The organism is Methylobacterium fujisawaense (genome assembly GCF_014138435.1).
GTDB lineage: Bacteria > Pseudomonadota > Alphaproteobacteria > Rhizobiales > Beijerinckiaceae > Methylobacterium > Methylobacterium fujisawaense.
In genome coordinates this window covers 404,125-420,281 of record NZ_JACJIM010000003.1, presented here as the reverse complement: position 1 = coordinate 420,281, position 16,157 = coordinate 404,125, and the positions used below count along the sequence as shown (strand labels likewise).

General features: G+C 70.8%; 16 protein-coding genes. 5 read left to right on the top strand and 11 right to left on the bottom strand.

Translation table 11 applies throughout. From position 1 onward, the window contains the following. Nucleotides 1-123 precede the first annotated feature (123 nt). Complete coding sequence (locus tag GGQ91_RS11110; protein ID WP_043356544.1) at nucleotides 124-1,713, top strand: catalase; 1,590 nt, start codon at nucleotides 124-126, stop codon at nucleotides 1,711-1,713. 85 nt (nucleotides 1,714-1,798) lie between these two features. Beyond that, complete coding sequence (locus GGQ91_RS11105; protein WP_043356545.1) at nucleotides 1,799-2,275, top strand: cupin domain-containing protein; 477 nt, start codon at nucleotides 1,799-1,801, stop codon at nucleotides 2,273-2,275. Here the strand turns inward: GGQ91_RS11105 and GGQ91_RS11100 are convergent. From GGQ91_RS11100 to GGQ91_RS11070, 7 genes are all read right to left on the bottom strand, one after another. Beyond that, nucleotides 2,227-3,471 (bottom strand): MFS transporter, encoded by a 1,245-nt coding sequence (locus GGQ91_RS11100; RefSeq protein ID WP_182591957.1) that lies wholly within the window; start codon nucleotides 3,469-3,471, stop codon nucleotides 2,227-2,229. The genes GGQ91_RS11105 and GGQ91_RS11100 overlap by 49 nt on opposite strands. Then, nucleotides 3,468-5,123, bottom strand: a complete 1,656-nt coding sequence (gene lnt, locus GGQ91_RS11095) for an apolipoprotein N-acyltransferase (protein WP_051976108.1) — start codon at nucleotides 5,121-5,123, stop codon at nucleotides 3,468-3,470. The genes GGQ91_RS11100 and lnt overlap by 4 nt, the downstream gene beginning before the upstream one ends. Nucleotides 5,124-5,187: 64 nt before the next feature. Next, nucleotides 5,188-6,321 (bottom strand): hemolysin family protein, encoded by a 1,134-nt coding sequence (locus GGQ91_RS11090; protein ID WP_182591956.1) that lies wholly within the window; start codon nucleotides 6,319-6,321, stop codon nucleotides 5,188-5,190. A gap of 36 nt (nucleotides 6,322-6,357) precedes the next feature. Further along, a complete protein-coding gene (gene ybeY, locus GGQ91_RS11085; protein ID WP_043345720.1) occupies nucleotides 6,358-6,837 on the bottom strand; it encodes an rRNA maturation RNase YbeY in 480 nt (159 codons plus the stop codon). Between the two features lie 2 nt (nucleotides 6,838-6,839). Beyond that, on the bottom strand, nucleotides 6,840-7,946 hold the full coding sequence (locus GGQ91_RS11080; protein WP_043345723.1) for a PhoH family protein: 1,107 nt from the start codon (nucleotides 7,944-7,946) through the stop codon (nucleotides 6,840-6,842). A 37-nt stretch (nucleotides 7,947-7,983) separates the two neighbouring features. Further along, nucleotides 7,984-9,321, bottom strand: a complete 1,338-nt coding sequence (gene miaB / locus GGQ91_RS11075; protein WP_075379638.1) for a tRNA (N6-isopentenyl adenosine(37)-C2)-methylthiotransferase MiaB — start codon at nucleotides 9,319-9,321, stop codon at nucleotides 7,984-7,986. 167 nt (nucleotides 9,322-9,488) lie between these two features. Continuing rightward, nucleotides 9,489-11,225 carry an L-lactate permease gene (locus tag GGQ91_RS11070; RefSeq protein ID WP_043345728.1) on the bottom strand — a complete coding sequence of 579 codons (1,737 nt, stop codon included), beginning with the start codon at nucleotides 11,223-11,225 and terminating at the stop codon, nucleotides 9,489-9,491. A 262-nt stretch (nucleotides 11,226-11,487) separates the two neighbouring features. Here GGQ91_RS11070 and GGQ91_RS11065 point away from each other — a divergent pair, with 262 nt between their 5' ends. Further along, complete coding sequence (locus tag GGQ91_RS11065; protein WP_244447739.1) at nucleotides 11,488-11,769, top strand: pentapeptide MXKDX repeat protein; 282 nt, start codon at nucleotides 11,488-11,490, stop codon at nucleotides 11,767-11,769. A 123-nt stretch (nucleotides 11,770-11,892) separates the two neighbouring features. On the opposite strand, the gene GGQ91_RS11060 is transcribed toward GGQ91_RS11065, so the two are convergent. From GGQ91_RS11060 to GGQ91_RS11045, 4 genes are all read right to left on the bottom strand, one after another. Next, the gene (locus GGQ91_RS11060) at nucleotides 11,893-12,762 is read right to left on the bottom strand and encodes a 1-acyl-sn-glycerol-3-phosphate acyltransferase (RefSeq protein WP_182591955.1); all 870 of its coding nucleotides are present in this window, start codon (nucleotides 12,760-12,762) and stop codon (nucleotides 11,893-11,895) included. Nucleotides 12,763-12,766: 4 nt separating this feature from the next. Next, on the bottom strand, nucleotides 12,767-13,282 hold the full coding sequence (locus GGQ91_RS11055) for a GNAT family N-acetyltransferase (RefSeq protein WP_043345740.1): 516 nt from the start codon (nucleotides 13,280-13,282) through the stop codon (nucleotides 12,767-12,769). Continuing rightward, on the bottom strand, nucleotides 13,279-13,953 hold the full coding sequence (gene tsaB / locus GGQ91_RS11050) for a tRNA (adenosine(37)-N6)-threonylcarbamoyltransferase complex dimerization subunit type 1 TsaB (RefSeq protein WP_043760775.1): 675 nt from the start codon (nucleotides 13,951-13,953) through the stop codon (nucleotides 13,279-13,281). The genes GGQ91_RS11055 and tsaB overlap by 4 nt, the downstream gene beginning before the upstream one ends. A 355-nt stretch (nucleotides 13,954-14,308) precedes the next feature. After that, nucleotides 14,309-14,875, bottom strand: coding sequence for a NifU family protein (locus tag GGQ91_RS11045; RefSeq protein ID WP_043345741.1), 567 nt, complete (start codon nucleotides 14,873-14,875; stop codon nucleotides 14,309-14,311). 66 nt (nucleotides 14,876-14,941) lie between these two features. On the opposite strand from GGQ91_RS11045, the gene GGQ91_RS11040 reads away from it, so the two are divergent. Continuing rightward, nucleotides 14,942-15,520 (top strand): atp-dependent helicase, encoded by a 579-nt coding sequence (locus tag GGQ91_RS11040; protein WP_246410647.1) that lies wholly within the window; start codon nucleotides 14,942-14,944, stop codon nucleotides 15,518-15,520. Between the two features lie 122 nt (nucleotides 15,521-15,642). Next, complete coding sequence (locus GGQ91_RS11035) at nucleotides 15,643-16,050, top strand: DUF2934 domain-containing protein (protein WP_043755748.1); 408 nt, start codon at nucleotides 15,643-15,645, stop codon at nucleotides 16,048-16,050. The last annotated feature ends 107 nt before the right edge of the window (nucleotides 16,051-16,157 follow it).

The window sequence follows — 16,157 nt, the reverse complement described above, 5'->3', positions numbered from 1 at the left end:
TATCAGAACCTTTGTGACGATGCATTTGCCTCGGGGTCATGCCGGGGTCATAACCTTTTTCCAGAACGGTTCCAGGCTGGCCTCGGCCCCCGAGAGCCTTCGCTGAACGGAGAGACGATACGCATGAGCGATCAACGCCCGATCCTGACCACCCGCCAGGGCCATCCGGTCCGGGACAACCAGAGCACCCGGACGGTCGGTGAGCGCGGCCCGGCGACGCTCGAGAACTACCAGTTCATCGAGAAGATCACGCACTTCGACCGCGAGCGAATCCCCGAGCGCGTCGTCCACGCCCGCGGCGCCGGCGCCCACGGCTGGTTCGAGGCCTACGGTAAGATCGGCGACGAGCCGGCCTCCAAGTACACCCGCGCCCGCGTGCTCACCGAGACCGGCGTGAAGACGCCGATGTTCGTGCGCTTCTCCACCGTCGCCGGCGCCAAGGAGAGCCCGGAGACCGAGCGCGACCCGCGCGGCTTCGCGGTCAAGTTCAAGACCGTCGACGGCAACTGGGACCTCGTGGGCAACAACCTCAAGGTCTTCTTCATCCGCGACGCGATCAAGTTCCCCGACATGATCCACGCGTTCAAGCCGGATCCGGTGACGAACCGCCAGGAGGCGTGGCGCTTCTTCGACTTCGTGGCCCAGCACCCCGAGTCGATCCACATGGTAACGCACCTGAAGTCGCCCTGGGGCATCCCGGCCAATTACCGCGAGATGGAAGGCTCGGGCGTCAACACCTACAAGCTGGTCAACGACCAGGGCGAGGCGGTGCTCTGCAAGTTCCACTGGATCCCCAAGCAGGGCGTCCGGAACCTGACCTCGCAGCAGGCCTCCGAGATCCAGGCCAAGGATGTCGGCCACGCGACCCGCGACCTGTACGACAACATCAAGGCCGGCAACTTCCCCGAATGGGAATTCGCCGTGCAGATCATGCCGGACGGCCCGAACGACCACCTGTCGTTCGACCCGCTGGACGACACGAAGCTGTGGCCTGTGGACCAGTTCCCGCTGCTGCCCTGCGGCCGGATGGTGCTCGACCGCGTGCCGGACAACTTCTTCGCTGAGGTCGAGCAGTCGGCCTTCGGCACCGGCGTCCTCGTCGACGGCGTCGACTTCTCGGACGACAAGATGCTGCAGGGCCGGACGCTGTCCTACTCCGACACGCAGCGCTACCGCGTCGGGGCCAACTACCTCCAGCTGCCGATCAACGCGCCGCAGCCCGGCGTGAAGGTCTACTCGAACCAGCGCGACGGCCAGATGGCCTACACGGTGGACGGGACGGGCCCGAACAAGCACATCAACTACGAGCCCTCGACCCTGGCCGAAGGCCTGCGCGAGGCGCCGAAGCCCGCCAAGGACTATCACCAGCCGGTCCAGGGCAATCTCGGCCGCTACCAGACCTCGCGCACCGAGGACGACTACACGCAGGCCGGCGTGCGCTACCGCTCCTTCGCGGATTGGGAGCGCGACGACCTGATCGCCAACCTCGTCGCCGACATGAAGCAGTGCCCGGAGCCGATCCAGCTGCGGATGGTCTGGCACTTCTGGCACGCCGACGAGGATTACGGCCGCCGCGTCGCCGAGGGCGCCGGGATCGACCTGGAGAAGGCCAAGGCGCTTCCGCCGCTGCCGGGGCGCGCCGCTCCCGGCAAGCGCCTGCAGTCCGAGACCTACACGGACGGGTCGCAGGCCCACCGGGTCGCCGCGGAGTAAGCGTCGCGGGTCCGCCGCCCATCGAAGCCCCGCGCGGTCATCCGGCCGCGCGGGGTTCTTGTTTGAACCTCCGGCGGGGACGGCGATGGCGAGTGTCGTGCATCGAGGGCTTGGCCCGAACGCCGTCATCGGCGGCATGCGGATCTTCTATCTGGCGCGCAGCGACGAGACGGCCGACGCCATGGGTGTCTATCGGGTCGAGATGGATCCACGGACGCCGGGAGCCGGGCTGCACCGCCACGCCCGGTTGACCGAGACCTTCTCGGTCGAGGCGGGCCGGCTCGCCCTTCATGTCGACGGCGCGGATCACGACCTCGGGCCGGGCGACTTCGCGCTGATCCCGCCCGGCATTGCCCACGCCTTCGCCAATCGCAGCGACCGGCCGGTGCGCTTCACGCTGAGCTTCGCGCCGGCGCTGGGCCGCGAAGGCTTCTTCGAGGGGCTGGCCCGGCTGGCCGCGGCGGGGCGTCTCTCGGATCGGGCGGCAATGGCCGACCTGATGGCGCGCTACGATCAGGAACCGCTGGCCGGTTTCGCGGCCTGGAGCGAGGTCAGCGGCTGAGCCGCAATGTTCCGCGCCTGGGGTTCGCCCGCGCAGACCTTGCGGTCGCGGCCGGCGGCTTGACCGATCAGGATCGCCGCGACGGCGATGGCGACGAACAGGGCACCCGGCACGCCCCAGCCGCCCGTGGCCTCATGGGCCAGGCCGAAGACCAGCGGCCCCAGGCAGGCGCCCGTATAGCCGATGCCCTGCGCCATGGCCGAGAGTCCTGCGGCGCTCGCCGCGTCGGCGGCGCGCAGGACGATCAGGGTGAGACCCAGGCCGAAGCAGCCCCCGATCCCGAAGCCGAGTGCGCCGGCGGCGGGAATGCGCAAGGATTCCGCGCCGAAGGCGAGGACCAGGAACGCCACGGCGGTGAGGCCCGGGATGGCGACGATCCAGGCCCGCTGATCGCGGGCGCGGGCGGCCAGCATGGCGGTCAGGAGCGCGCCGGGCGCCTGAACCAGGGTTGTCAACGAGGCGTAAAGCCCTGCATCCAGCGGCGTGAGACCACGGCCCTGCAGCAGCAGCGGCAGCCAGCCGAACAGGATGTAGGCGAGCGACGATTGCAGGCCCATGAAGCCCGTCACCCACCACGCCAGCGGGTCGCGGAGCAACCGCCCGGCGGAGGGCGCGGCGGTCGAGGTCGTCCGGCGGGCGAAGGGGATCCACACGAAGGCGGCAGCGAGCGCCGGCAGGGACCAGATCGCCAGGGCGGAAGGCCAGCCGCCCCCGAGGGCGTGCTCCACCGGCACCGCCGCCCCGGCGCCCGCGGCCGCGCCGAGGCACAGGGTCATCGTGTAGAGGCCGGTCATCAGGCCGCCGCTGGCAGCGAAATCACGCTTCACCAGAGCCGGCAGCAGGACGTTGTCGAGGCCGATCCCGATCGCGGCCAGCGCCGTTCCGGCGAAGAGCGGCACGAGACCGCCCAGGCCGCGAAGCGCCAAGCCGGCGACCAGGATCGTCGAGCCCGCGAGCACGGCGAGGTCGGGCCCGATCCGGCGGATCAGCGGCGCGGCCAGCGCACAGGCGATGCCCAGGCACAGGACCGGCAGCGTGGTGAGGATGGCGGCGCCCCCGGCACCGAGGCCCGTCCCGTCCCGGATCGTCGCCAGCAGGGGGCCGACCGTGCTGAGCGCCGGACGCAGGTTGAACGCCACCAGCATCAGCGCGAGTCCGAGCAGCAACCGATTCGCGGTGGCGCGCTCCGCGCTCACGGCCGCCGCCGCGCGACCACGGCACCGCCGAGGCAGGCGGCGAGCATCAGCGCGAAGGCGGCATCGCCGAACCGACCGTAGAGCGTGCCGCCGACGATGCGTGCGGGCAGATCTGCGTCGAGCCACGTCTCCTCGTCCAGCCGGGTGCGGGCGACGATGCGGCCATGCGGATCGATCACGGCGGAAATCCCGGTGTTGGCATCGCGCACGAGGGGCATTCCCTCCTCGACGGCGCGCAGGCGCGCCTGGGCGAGGTGCTGGCGCGGACCGGGCGTGTCGCCGAACCACGCGTCGTTGGTGACGTTCAGGATCAGCCCCGGCGGCTGCGGCGACGGCGCAGCACGCCCGGCCGGTAGGATCGCGCCCGGGAAGATCGCTTCGTAGCAGATGGTCGCCGCCACCGGCGGCAGACCCGGAACCGCCAGGATCCGCTGCCCGGCGAGCGTCCCGGCCGAGAACCCGCCGGGTATCGCCACGAACTGGCGCAACCCCACGGCCCGCAGGGCGGCGTCGAGGGGCGCCGGAAGGTACTCTCCGAAGGGGACGAGGTGGACCTTGTCGTAGCTGTCGGAGATCTTGCCGTCGGACCCGATCACCATGACGGCGTTGAAGTAGCGCAGGCGCTCGCCCGGCAGCGGCTCCTCGGCGCGGGCCGCGCCGGTGATCAGCTCCTGCCCAGGCTTCAGCCCCGCCGCGACCTTGGCCAGGGCGTCGGGATCGCGCTGGATGAGGAACGGGAAGGCGGATTCCGGCCAGACGATGTGGGTCGGCTCCGGCGCTCCGGCCTCCGTCGGACGCTGGCTCAGCTCGATGTAGCGGTCGACGATGTCGGTCCGGTTCTCCGGCCTGAACTTGGCATCCTGAGGCAGGTTGGGCTGGACGAGTCGCAGCCGGACACCGGCCACCACCGGATCGGGCGGGCCGAGACGCTCGGCCCCGTAGAGCGCCAGGCCGGCGAGCAGGATGGCGGCCGCGGCGCTCGGCCCGAACCGGCCGCGGAGCCCCCCGCCGTTGGCGAGGGTCGCGGGTGCGGCGCAGACGAGCACGGCCAGGATGCACAGGCCGTAGAGCCCGATCACGGCAGCCCATTGCATCAGCCAGAGATTCTGGGCCAGCGCCATCCCGAGGGTGTTCCAGGGAAAGCCCGTGAACACGTGGCCGCGCAGCCAGTCGGCGGCGCCGAGCCCGAAGGCGAGGGCGGCGATCCGCGCCGCGCCCCGGCTCCACAGCAGGCCCGCGGCGCCGAACCCGGCGCCGTAGAACAGGCCGAGGGCGAAGGGCAGACCGACAACGCCCAAGGGCAGGGCCCAGAGGAACTCGTCGGCCTCCACCAGGAAGGCCTGGCCCAGCCACCAGAGTCCGGCGGTGAGGTAGCCGAAGCCCCAGGCCCATCCGACCAGGAAGCAGGGCCAGAACCGCCGGAGGGTGGTCCGCCCGGAGGCGGCCCCGTCCTGCAGCCAGACCGCGACCGTCAGGGACAGGGCAAGGGCCGGCAGGATCCCGTAGGGTGGCATGGCCAGCGCGCCGAGCGCGCCCGCGAACCACGCCAGCCCGAGGCGGCGCCAGCCGGTCAGATGCGTGATCGCCAGCACGGCGCCCGGCACATGCGCGCGCTCCGGATCGGGCAGGGGATCCCGCATCGGCCCGCGCATGGATGCACCGGCCGCTGCGGGCGACCGGGCGAAACCGTCCGCCAGACCCGTCACGCCACGACCGTCACGGGTGCGGCGTCTCGGCGACCGGGGGGCTCGATGGCGGGGGCAGGGCGAGCGGCACGACGGTCCCGATCCGCGCCGCGCCCTTGTGGAACCGCAGGCGCTTCAGACGCCGCGGATCGGCGTCGAGCACCTCGAATTCGAGATCGCCCGGACCGGCGATCAGCTCGCCCCGCGACGGGACGCGGCCCGCCAGCGTCACGATCATGCCGCCCAGCGTATCGATCTCCTCGGCCATCTCGCCGACCGCCGCCACGAGGTCCACGCCCGTCACCTCGGAGACCTCGGCCAGCGGCGTGCGCGCGTCGGCCACGAAGACCTCGCCCTCGCCGTCGACGCGCTGGACGAAACTGTCCTCCGCGACGTCGTGCTCGTCCTCGATGTCGCCGACCACGACCTCGATCAGGTCCTCGATGGAGATCAGCCCGTCGGTGCCGCCATACTCGTCGATGACGAGCGCCATATGGGTGCGGGTCGCCTGCATGCGCACCAGCAGGTCGATCGCCGGCATGGAGGGCGGGACGAACAGGACCGGCCGCTGGATGCGCGTCGCCGCCAGGGTCGTCGTCAGGTCGACCTTTCCGAGGTCCAGGCCCCGCGGAACCCTTGGAGCCGGTCGGCGCGGCCGCGGTGCGGCCGCCGCATCCGCGGCACCGTCGACCACGGTCTCCGCGGGCTTCACGACAGCGGCGGCACTGCGCCGGGCCGGCTCGGCCTTGGCGGCGATGTGATCGACGAGGTCGCGGATGTGGACCATGCCGCGGGGGTCGTCGAGGGTCTCGCCATAGACCGGCAGCCGGGAATGACCGGCCGTGCGGAACAGTTTGAGCAAGTCGCCGAGACTCGTGTCGTTCGACACGGCGACGATGTCGGCCCGGGGGACCATCACGTCGTCGACGCGCACCTTATGCAGGCCGAGGACATTCTTGAGCATGACACGCTCAAGCGGCGTGAGGCCGCTCTCGCCGGCATCCGGCTCCGCCAGCGCCTCCTCAAGACCCTCGCGCAGCGAATCGCGCGGCTTGAGATGAAGTGCCTGGAGCAGGCGGTCGTACCAGGGCTCCCGATGCGGGGATTCACCCTCGGTGGAACTGGGCGCGGCCAGGGCCGCGCCGCGACTTCGATCGTTGCTCATGTCTCTCGGGTCTGGGGTCGATCGGGCGTCGCGCGCTCAGGCATAGGGATCCGGGATGCCCAGCGTCGCGAGAGCCGCGACCTCAAGGGCTTCCATGGCATCGGCCTCGGCTTCGCCGATCTCGTGGTCCTGACCGAGACAATGCAGGATGCCATGGACGAGCAGATGGGCGAGGTGATTCTGGAGCGGCTTCGACTGCTCCGCACTTTCGCGCACCAGGGTCTCGTAAGCAAGGACCACGTCGCCGAGGGGCGTCGGAACGCCGGGATGCACCGGCTGCGGGGCGGCGGGGAAGGACAGGACGTTGGTCGGCTTGTCCTTGCCGCGCCAGGTCCGGTTGAGGTCCTGCACCGCGGCATCGTCGGCCAGCAGGATGCTGACCTCGACAGGTCCGTCCGGCCGGTCGGGGGCGATGGCGAGGCCGGCTTCCACGGCGCGCGTAACCCAGGCTTCGAGGTCCGGGATCGCCGTCTCCCAGCGCGCGTCCTCGACGGCGAGATCGATCGCGTGCGGCATGCTCACGCCAGCGGCCGTCGGCGGGGATTGGGATTGCGGTCGGCCTCGGCGCTGCCGTGGGCGGCGCGCTCGTAGGCGGTGACGATCCGGCGCACGAGGTCGTGGCGGACCACGTCGACATCCTTGAACCGCACGCGCCCGATCCCCTCGACGCCGTCCAGGACGCCGACCGCTTCCACGAGGCCGGATTTCTGGCCCGGCGGCAAATCGATCTGGCTGGGATCGCCCGTGATGATCATGCGGGAGCCCTCGCCCAGGCGGGTGAGGAACATCTTCATCTGCATGGAGGTCGTGTTCTGCGCCTCGTCGAGGAGCACCACGGCGTTGGTGAGGGTGCGGCCACGCATGAAGGCCAGCGGCGCGATCTCGATCGTGCCGGTCTGCAGGCCGCGGTCGACGTGACGCGCCTCCATGAAGTCGTAGAGGGCGTCATAGATCGGCCGCAGGTAGGGATCGACCTTCTCGCGCATGTCGCCGGGCAGGAAGCCCAGGCGCTCCCCGGCCTCGACCGCCGGACGCGACAGGATCAGCCGCTCGGCATGGCCCTGCTCCAGGAGCGATACGGCGTGGCCGACCGCGAGCCAGGTCTTGCCGGTCCCGGCGGGCCCCTCGGCGAAGACCAGCTCATTGGTGCGCAGGAGCTTGATGTACTCGTCCTGTGCCGGATTGCGGGCCCGCACGGCGCCGCGCTTGCGCGTTGCGATCTGCTCGAAATGCGGCGTGTCGGCCTCGGCGGCGATCGCCGCCGCCGGGAACAGGGTTGCCTGGGCGGTGGCTTCGCGGATGGCGCCGTCGACGTCGCCGAGGCTGAGGGTGCTGCCGCCGGTCCGCACTCGGGCGTAGAGTTTCTGGAACACCCGCCGCGCCGTCTCGACGGCGTCTGCGGGGCCCTTGATGACGAGATGGTTGCCGAGCGCCGTGGCGGTCACATCCAGCCGGCGCTCGATATGGGCGACGTTCTGGTCGTATTGGCCGAAGACGAGGCTCGCGAGGCGGTTGTCGTCGAAAGTCAGCGGCACCTCGACCGCCTCGTCCGATCCGGCCGGCAGCGCCGCCGGGCCGCGACCCCGGAGCGCGCCGCGCGCACCCCCACCGTCCGACGCGCTCAATCCGTCATCCTCGCCATCCGTCCGACCGTTCCGATCCTCACGCCGCCGCAGCCTCCGAGACGAGTTCCCCGAACAGGCTGTTGGCGCCCGCCTCGGTGATCCGCACCGGCACCACCTGTCCGATATGGTGCGGCGCGGCGTCGAACTGGACGGCCAGCAGGTGCGGCGTCTTGCCCGCGACCTGACCCGGGTGCCGTCCCGGCTTCTCCACCAGCACGTCGAAGACCCGGCCCTCGGCCGCCCGCTGATAGGCGTGCCGCTGGCTGTCGAGGAGCGCCTGCAGCTCGGCGAGCCGCGCGGCCATCACGGCCTCAGACACTTGATCGGTGCGGTCTGCGGCCGGCGTCCCGGGACGGGGGCTGTACTTGAACGAGAATGCGCTCTCGAACCCGACGTCGCGCACGAGCCGCAAAGTCTCGGCGAAATCCGCATCGGTCTCGCCGGGGAAGCCGACGATGAAATCGGAGGACAGGGCGATGTCCGGCCGCACGGTCCGGATCCGGTCGATCAACCGGCGATACGCATCGCCGGTGTGCTTCCGGTTCATGGCGGCGAGGATCCGGTCCGACCCCGACTGCACCGGCAGGTGCAGGTAGGGCATCAGGGCCGGCACCTCGGCATGGGCCCGGATCAGGGCCTCGTCGAAGTCGTTCGGATGGCTCGTCGTGTAGCGGATCCGCGCGATGCCGGGGATGCTGGCCACCGCCCGCACCAGCGCGGCAAGACCCACGGGCGCGCCGTCGGGCCCGTCGCCGTGATAGGCGTTGACGTTCTGACCGATGAGGGTGATCTCGCGCACGCCCCCTTCGGCGAGCTTCTCGGCCTCGGCGAGCACGGCCGCCACGGACCGCGAGACCTCCGCACCCCGGGTGTAGGGCACCACGCAGAAAGCGCAGAATTTGTCGCAGCCCTCCTGCACGGTCAGGAAGGCCGAGGCCCCGAGGGTCCGCCGGCGGGGCAAGTGGTCGAACTTGTCCTCGACGGGAAATTCGGTGTCGACGACGCGGCGCTCGCGGGACCGTGTCAGGAGATCGGGCAGGCGGTGATAGCTCTGCGGCCCGACCACCACGTCGACAGCGGGCTGCCGCGCCTGGATCTCGGCGCCCTCGGCCTGGGCGACGCAGCCGGCCACGACGATGCGGGTGTCGAGGCCTTTCGCCTTCCGTTCACCTTTCAGGACGCGCAGCCGCCCGAGTTCGGAATAGACCTTCTCGGCAGCCTTCTCGCGGATATGGCAGGTGTTGAGGACCACGACATCCGCGTCCTCGACCGAGTCGGTCGCCGTATAGCCCTCGGCGCCCAGGACGTCGGCCATGCGGGCCGCATCGTAGGCGTTCATCTGGCAACCGTAGGATTTGACGTAGGCCTTCTTCAACGCGCGCCGTCCTGAACCAATCCGCTTCAATCCCCACGCCCGTCCCGCGACGCGGGCCGGCGCGTGGCCTGTAGCACGGATCGCGCGGCCCGTCGCGGCGCCAAAACGCGACCGGCCGCCCGAAGGCGGCCGGTGCAACGGTGCGGCGGAGGATTCCTCCGCCGGCTTCAGTGGGCCGCCGGCGCGGCGGCGGGCAGGTCGATGACCATCTGCTGGAAGAAGGGCACGTAGGCCTGCAGCATCACGAACAGGCCGACCAGGCAGGCGAGCGCGATCGAATGCCAGAACACGAAGCGCAGGATCTTGCCTTCCTGGCCGAAATAGCCCGTGGCCGTGGAAGCGACGACGATCGACTGGGCGTCGATCATCTTGCCCATGACGCCGCCGGACGAGTTCGCCGCCGCCATCAGCACGCCGGACAGGCCGAGCTGCTCGGCCGTGATCCTCTGGAGGCCGCCGAACAGCACGTTCGAGGCCGTGTCCGACCCGGTGAGCGCCACGCCGAGCCAGCCGAGGAGCGTCCCGAAGAACGGGTAGAGGATGCCGGTTCCGGCGAAGGCGAGGCCGAGGGTCGCATCGACGCCCGCGTAGCGGGTGAGGACGCCGAGCGCGAGCATCGCCGAGATCGTGATCAGCGAGTACCGCAAGGCCCAGATGGTCTCGAAATACGCCGTCACGAGGCGCACCGGCGAGAACCGCATGATCAGGCCGGAGATGATCGCGGCGATCAGCACGCCCGTGCCGGTGTAGGACATGTAGGTGAACAGGAAGACCGCGCCCTCGGGCACCGGCTTGGACACCACCGGGGGCACCTTCATGATCACGTTGTGCAGGCCCGGCACCTCGTACTTCCAGGTGAAGATCGGGTTGACGATGCCCTTGAACCAGCCGGTTCCCCAGATGGCGACGACCACGGACAGGATGACCCACGGCACCCAGGCCCAGAGGATATCGCCCTGGGACGCCGTGCGTGCACCGATATGGACCGGGGGCGTGCCGGGCACGCCGGCGCCGAGCGCCACGGGGCGCGGACCGGCCACGGCGAGCGACGGATCGTGCCCGCGCAGCGCCGGCGACGTCCAGATCTCGCGGGGCTGCCAGACCTTCAGGAACAGGACCAGGGCCAGCATCGAGGCGATCGAGGCGCCGATATCGACGATCCAGGGATTGACGTAGTTCGAGATCAGGAACTGCGCGACCGCGAAGGAGGCGCCGCAGACCAGGATCGGCGGCCACACCCGGATCATGCCGCGGAAGCCCGCGAACACCCAGATCAGCCAGAACGGCACGATCAGCGAGAACAGCGGCAGCTGCCGGCCGATCATCGCGCCGAGGATCTCCGGCGGGTAGCCGGTCACCGAGGCGAGTCCCTGGATCGGCGCGCCGAGCGCCCCGAAGGCCACCGGCGCGGTGTTGGCGATGAGCGACAGGCCCGAAGCGGCGAGCGGCGAGAAGCCGAGGCCGATCAGGATCGCGCCGGTGACGGCGACCGGGGTGCCGAAGCCGCCCGCGCCCTCGAAGAAGGCGCCGAACGCGAAGGCCACCAGCAAGAGCTGCAGGCGCCGGTCGGCCGTGATGCCGGCCACCGATTGCTGCAGGATCGCGAACCAGCCCTTCTCCACCGTCAGGCGGTAGAGGAAGATGACGTTGAGGATGATCCAGCCGATCGGGAAGAAGCCCGTGACCATCCCGAGGATGGCCGCCCGGCTGGCGAGATCGGTCGGCATGCCGAAGCCGACGATGGCCACCAGCATGGCGAGGCCGAGGGCGATGACGGCCGCGATATGGGCCTTCACGCGCCCGCTGGCAATCATGGCGAGCAGTGCGATGACCGGCACTGAAGCGGCGAGCGTCGAGAGCCAAGCGCTCCCGAACGGATCGTAAACCTGATTCCAGGTTTGCAACGGGCGTCCTCCACAAATCCCGACTGTTCCGGGTTGCGGCCTAGCTAGCAGACGGGTTCGACCCGCTCAATGCGCTGCATCATGTATTCCAGGGTCGTGCCTCTCGATCTTCGGAGATCTGCGGCCCCAAGATCTCGCATCCCGCCTGACGTCGGCGCGCGTCCGACGCCGGAACGGGCCTGTTCGGGCGCTAACACACTCGCTCGACGAACGTTTTCTGGAGGCCCGTAACCGCGGGCCGAAGACGGCCGAACGTCCGGATGTGCTGCACGATCAGCACAGTTCGCGAGGTTTCGACATGCGCAACGGGTTACAGCTCTCCGCCGCCTTCTTCGCCGCCGCGCTGGCCGCGGCTCCGGCCGTAGCGGAGACCATGAACAAGGATGCGATGAGCAAGAATTCCATGGCCAAGGACAGCATGGCCAAGGACAGCATGGCCAAGGACTCCATGCATAAGGGAGCCATGGAAAAGTCGGCTCCCATGGGAAAGACCGATGCCATGGACAAGGGTGCGATGAGCCGGAGTGACGCACCGAAGCGGTAGAGCACGGCAGACGCGCGGCGGAGACCGGCCGGGATCGGCAGATCCGTCGCGCGTCTCGAACCGCGCTGTCCGCGACCGCGGCGCCGGGGACCACCTGCCGAGCCCGCGGTCGAACGGCTCCGCTCAGACCGTCGCAATCTCCTGACCCTGGAGGCCGAGGTCGCTGGCCGCTGGCCGGACATTCGGCGCGGGCGCGACCCCGTCGCCGCCCGCGCCGATGCCCCGCAGGGCAGCGCGCACCTCGGCCTCCGCGGCGACGGTGGCGGCCTTCCGGTCGGTTGTCGCCTCGAAGACGATCGGCGCCCCCCAGACGACGTGCACGTCGATGGGGCCGCCCTGCACGAAGGCGGCGAGGTGGGGGGCCAACTCCATGTCCCCGTACCAGGCGATCTCGGCGCGCTCGGCCCGCGTCACCGGCAGGCCGTTGCGACGGGGATAGGTGATGGCCAGCGGCTGGAGGCGCACCCGGCCGCGCCCGGCCTCGGCTTGCAATGCCGCCCGGGCTGCGCCGACCAGGGAGGAGCGGAATGGCAGGAGCCGGGTTCCGTCGCCGGTGGTCCCCTCCGCGAACAGAACGACGAGCTCACCTTCGGCCAGCCGATGACCCATGGCGGTGCTGACGGTGGCGGTTGCCCCGCGCCGCTGCCGGTCGATGTAGATCGTCCGCTGCAGCCCCGCGAGGGCGCCGATCAGCGGCCAGCCGGCGATCTCGGACTTCGCCACGAAGGAGAGCGGCCGCAGCGAGCCCACCGCGATGATATCCAGCCACGAGACGTGATTGGCGAGCACCAGGGCCGCCTCGCCGGGGGCAGGGGGTGTTCCGCTCTGCATGACCCGCACCCCGAACAGGCGCAGGAAAGCGCGGTGGAACAGGACCGGCGCCAGGGCCGCGCGGCGACGCAGCAGCCGCAGGGCGATCCAGTGCGGAGGCCCCAGCACCGCGAAGGCGAGGCCGAGAGCCGCGACGCGCCAAGCGATACCGAGGCGGCTCACGGCGTCACAGATCGGCGCTCATCGTCAGCGCAGTCGCACGGCTGCCGTCGGCCTTGAGATAGTAGCCGGTGCGCGAGCCCACCTGTCGGAAGCCGTGGCGCGCGTAGAGCCGCAGGGCAGGGGCGTTGCCCTCGTCGACCTCCAGATGCACCCGGGCGACCCCGGCGAGGGCGAGGCTCGACAGGTGCTCGCGGAGCAGCTTGCGGCTGTGGCCGCCGCCGCGCAGCGCCGGGGACAGGACCACCGTCAGGATCTCCGCCTCGTCGGCCGCCCGGCGCGAGAGCACGAAGCCGTGGAGCGTGCCCGCACGCCACAGGGCGTGCGCCTGGGTCGAACGCTCGCAGAGCATGCGCTCGAATTCGTGGGCCTCCCAGGGCCGCGCGAAGGCGGTCGCGTGGAGCCGGGCGAGGGCAGGGGCCTGCGCCGCGTCGCGGAGCGGGGCGACGTAAGGCTCCGGGGTCAGCGCGTCCCACCACGCGAACCACCAGTCGAAGGGCCAGAAAGGCAGCGGGCGGGTCATCGCCGTGCGATCCGCGCATGATCCTGCGGCCGGGCATCCGGCCCGCGCAGGTAGAGAGGCCGTGCCAGCGCCTGCGCCGGGTCTGCGACGAGACCGAGGGAGGCTACCGACGCGATATCCGGGCCGGATACGTTGGCGACGCGCGCCGCGACGCCGCGTTCGGCGAGCGCCGTGGCCAGCATCGGTGCACCGGAGCCCGTGAGCACCACCGGGCCGGAACCCAGCTGCTCGGCCGCCGCCTCGACGGCGAGGTGCGCGGGGGCGAGGCCGTCGCCGGGACCGAGGGCCTGGACGTAGACGGCGCCGTGGCGGGCATCGATCACCGCCGCGATCGTGCCCTCGACGGTCTCCGCCAGGAGGGGAGCGAGGAGAGCCGAGAGGGTGCCGACGCCGACGACCGGCTTTCCGGTGGCGAGTCCGATGGCCCGCGCCGCCGACAGGCCGACCCGCAGCCCGGTGTAGCTGCCCGGCCCGACCGTCACGGCGACGCGGTCGATCGCCTCAAATCCGCCCTCGACCCGGGCGATTACCCGCTCGATCAGCGGCAGCAGCGATTCCGCGTGGCCGCGCGCCATCGGCAGCGCCTCGGCGGCGAGGGGCGCCTCGGACTCCTCCGCCATGACGCAGGCGGCGCAGGTGTCCAGCGCTGTGTCGATGGCCAGGATACGCACGCTCACTCCCACAGGACGGTCCGAACCGGCCGCTTCCTCCTGCGTCACGACGGACGCGAAGAGTCTCAAGCGTTAGAGCAAAACCGCCGCTTCGTCAGCGGCGGGGGAGACCGAGCCAGCTCTTCGGCGGTCGAGTGTTGCCGGCTTGCGCCGCTCGGCCTGCACACTGGGAGGCCCCAAGGCCGCACCAAGGTCGGACGCCTTCGCTCGGCGCGCGGCCGCGGCACGGATCACGCCCTCTGGCGCCGGCGACGACGCGCGTCACCCGCTTGAGACGCAGCGTCGACGGCCATGGGAAAGCTCGAGGACGATGCCGGCCGGCAGGATCCTCAAGCTATACCGCGGAAACGGATCGTCAGATCGCCTGGACTTCGCGGATCTCCGGCAGGAAGTGCCGGAACAGATTCTGCACGCCGTGCCGCAGGGTCGCCGTGGAGGACGGACAGCCCGAGCAGGCGCCCTTCATTTCCAGGTAGACCACGCCCTCCTTGTAGCCGCGGAAGGTGATGTCGCCGCCGTCGCCCGCCACCGCCGGGCGCACCCGGGTCTCGAGCAGGTCCTTGATGGTCACGACGGTGTCGTGGTCGGCCTCGTCGTAGAACTCGTCGCTGGGCTCGATCTCGCCGTGGCTGCCCTCGGCCATCACGGGCACGCCGGACTGGAAGTGCTCCATGATCGCACCGAGCACCGCCGGCTTCACCTGCGCCCATTCCGAGCCGTCCTCGGCCTTGGTCACGGAGATGAAGTCGTGCCCGAAATAGACGCCCGCCACACCCGGGACGGTGAACAGCGCCGCAGCCAGGGGCGAGCGGGCGGCGGCCTCGGGATCCCGCGCCTCGAAGGTCGATTCCGGAAGGACAACACGGCCGGGCAGGAACTTCAGGGTGGCCGGGTTCGGCGTGGCTTCGGTCTGGATGAACATGGTGGGATCACTCCGCTGCGCCGGTTCAAGGCCGGCCGGGACAGGCGCCGCGAGGCACCGCCTCCCATGTGGACCGGCAAGCGGATTTTCTCAACCGGTCGTGGCGTCCGCGCCCATCGACGAGAGTGGACATTCCTGCAGCGGCGCGACAGGACGGGCGGAATCGGGATGCCAGAGGAGCCGGCAGTGGACGTGACCGCGGACCAGACCCTCGCGCAGGAATTGCTGAAGGATCTGCGCGAGACACAGATCAAGCTGGAAGCCGCGCGGACGGAGGCGGCGTCACTCAAGGTGCTGCTTGCGTTGCGCACCCATCAGCACGACCAGGCCTGGCAGGACGGGCGGCGCCTGGCGGCCGCGCTCGAAGACGCGGAGGCGCGCACGAAGGCGGCCACCGAGCAGGACGCGGCGCGGGAGAACACCGCGTCGGCCGAAGCCGTGGCGATGGCCGACGAGCGCACCGAGGCGGTCCGGACCGTGCTGTCGGCCGTCCTCGCGAGCATCGGCCAGCGCGCCCTCGACCGGCGCCGGTTCCAGGAGATGATCGCTCGGGCCGGACGCGAGGCGCCGGATCAGGGACCGGGTGCGGCTCGCCACGCGGTACTCCTGACCGAGGCGCGGCGGGTGCTCGGGATCGCCGAATAGGCCGCGGGCACGTTCCCTCGGAGGGGGGCCGCGTCCGGCTCCCGGCCCCGGCGGGCAGGGTTAACCGACGCTTAACCCGGCTCTCCCATCGTCGATCCCGGGACGGACAGGAGATCGACTGCATGCTGATCAGCGAGCACCAGGTGCGCGAATGCGCCTACTACATCTGGGAGAACGAGGGCCGGATTCACGGCCATGCGGCCGCCCACTGGATCCGCGCCGAAGCCGAGCTGCGCGCCAACGCGATGCTGGCGGCCGGCGTCGCCTCCAAGACGGTCGAAGCTCCGAAGGCCACCAAGGCCGCCGCTGCGAAGACCGCTTCAGCCAAGCCCGCGGCCGCCAAGCCTGCGACTACGAAGTCGGCCTCCGCTAAGCCGACCGCCGCCAAGCCGACCGCTGCCAAGCCCGCGGCCGTGAAGGCCGCCGCGAAGCCGGTGGCCCCGAAGACCGTTCGCGCGTCCAAGGCGGCGGTGACCGCCGGCCTCGCCGCCAAGGCGAAGCCTGCCCGGACCGCAGCCTCGATGCACTGACGGGCCGGCGCCGCCGCGCCGATGACGTTTCAGGAGCCCGCTTCCCGAGGGGAGGCGGGCTTCCGTCGTTTAAGCATCCGGCTCCGCGAATCCGGCCTCGCGGAACA

Coding starts and splice junctions, on each gene's coding strand:
- GGQ91_RS11110 (WP_043356544.1), top strand. CDS start 124: ATGAGCGATCAACGCCCGATCCTGACCACCCGCCAGGGCCATCCGGTC.
- GGQ91_RS11040 (WP_246410647.1), top strand. CDS start 14,942: ATGTGGACCGGCAAGCGGATTTTCTCAACCGGTCGTGGCGTCCGCGCC.
- GGQ91_RS11055 (WP_043345740.1), bottom strand. CDS start 13,282: ATGACCCGCCCGCTGCCTTTCTGGCCCTTCGACTGGTGGTTCGCGTGG.
- GGQ91_RS11090 (WP_182591956.1), bottom strand. CDS start 6,321: ATGAGCAACGATCGAAGTCGCGGCGCGGCCCTGGCCGCGCCCAGTTCC.
- lnt (WP_051976108.1), bottom strand. CDS start 5,123: ATGCGCGGGCCGATGCGGGATCCCCTGCCCGATCCGGAGCGCGCGCAT.
- ybeY (WP_043345720.1), bottom strand. CDS start 6,837: ATGCCGCACGCGATCGATCTCGCCGTCGAGGACGCGCGCTGGGAGACG.
- GGQ91_RS11045 (WP_043345741.1), bottom strand. CDS start 14,875: ATGTTCATCCAGACCGAAGCCACGCCGAACCCGGCCACCCTGAAGTTC.
- GGQ91_RS11105 (WP_043356545.1), top strand. CDS start 1,799: ATGGCGAGTGTCGTGCATCGAGGGCTTGGCCCGAACGCCGTCATCGGC.
- GGQ91_RS11035 (WP_043755748.1), top strand. CDS start 15,643: ATGCTGATCAGCGAGCACCAGGTGCGCGAATGCGCCTACTACATCTGG.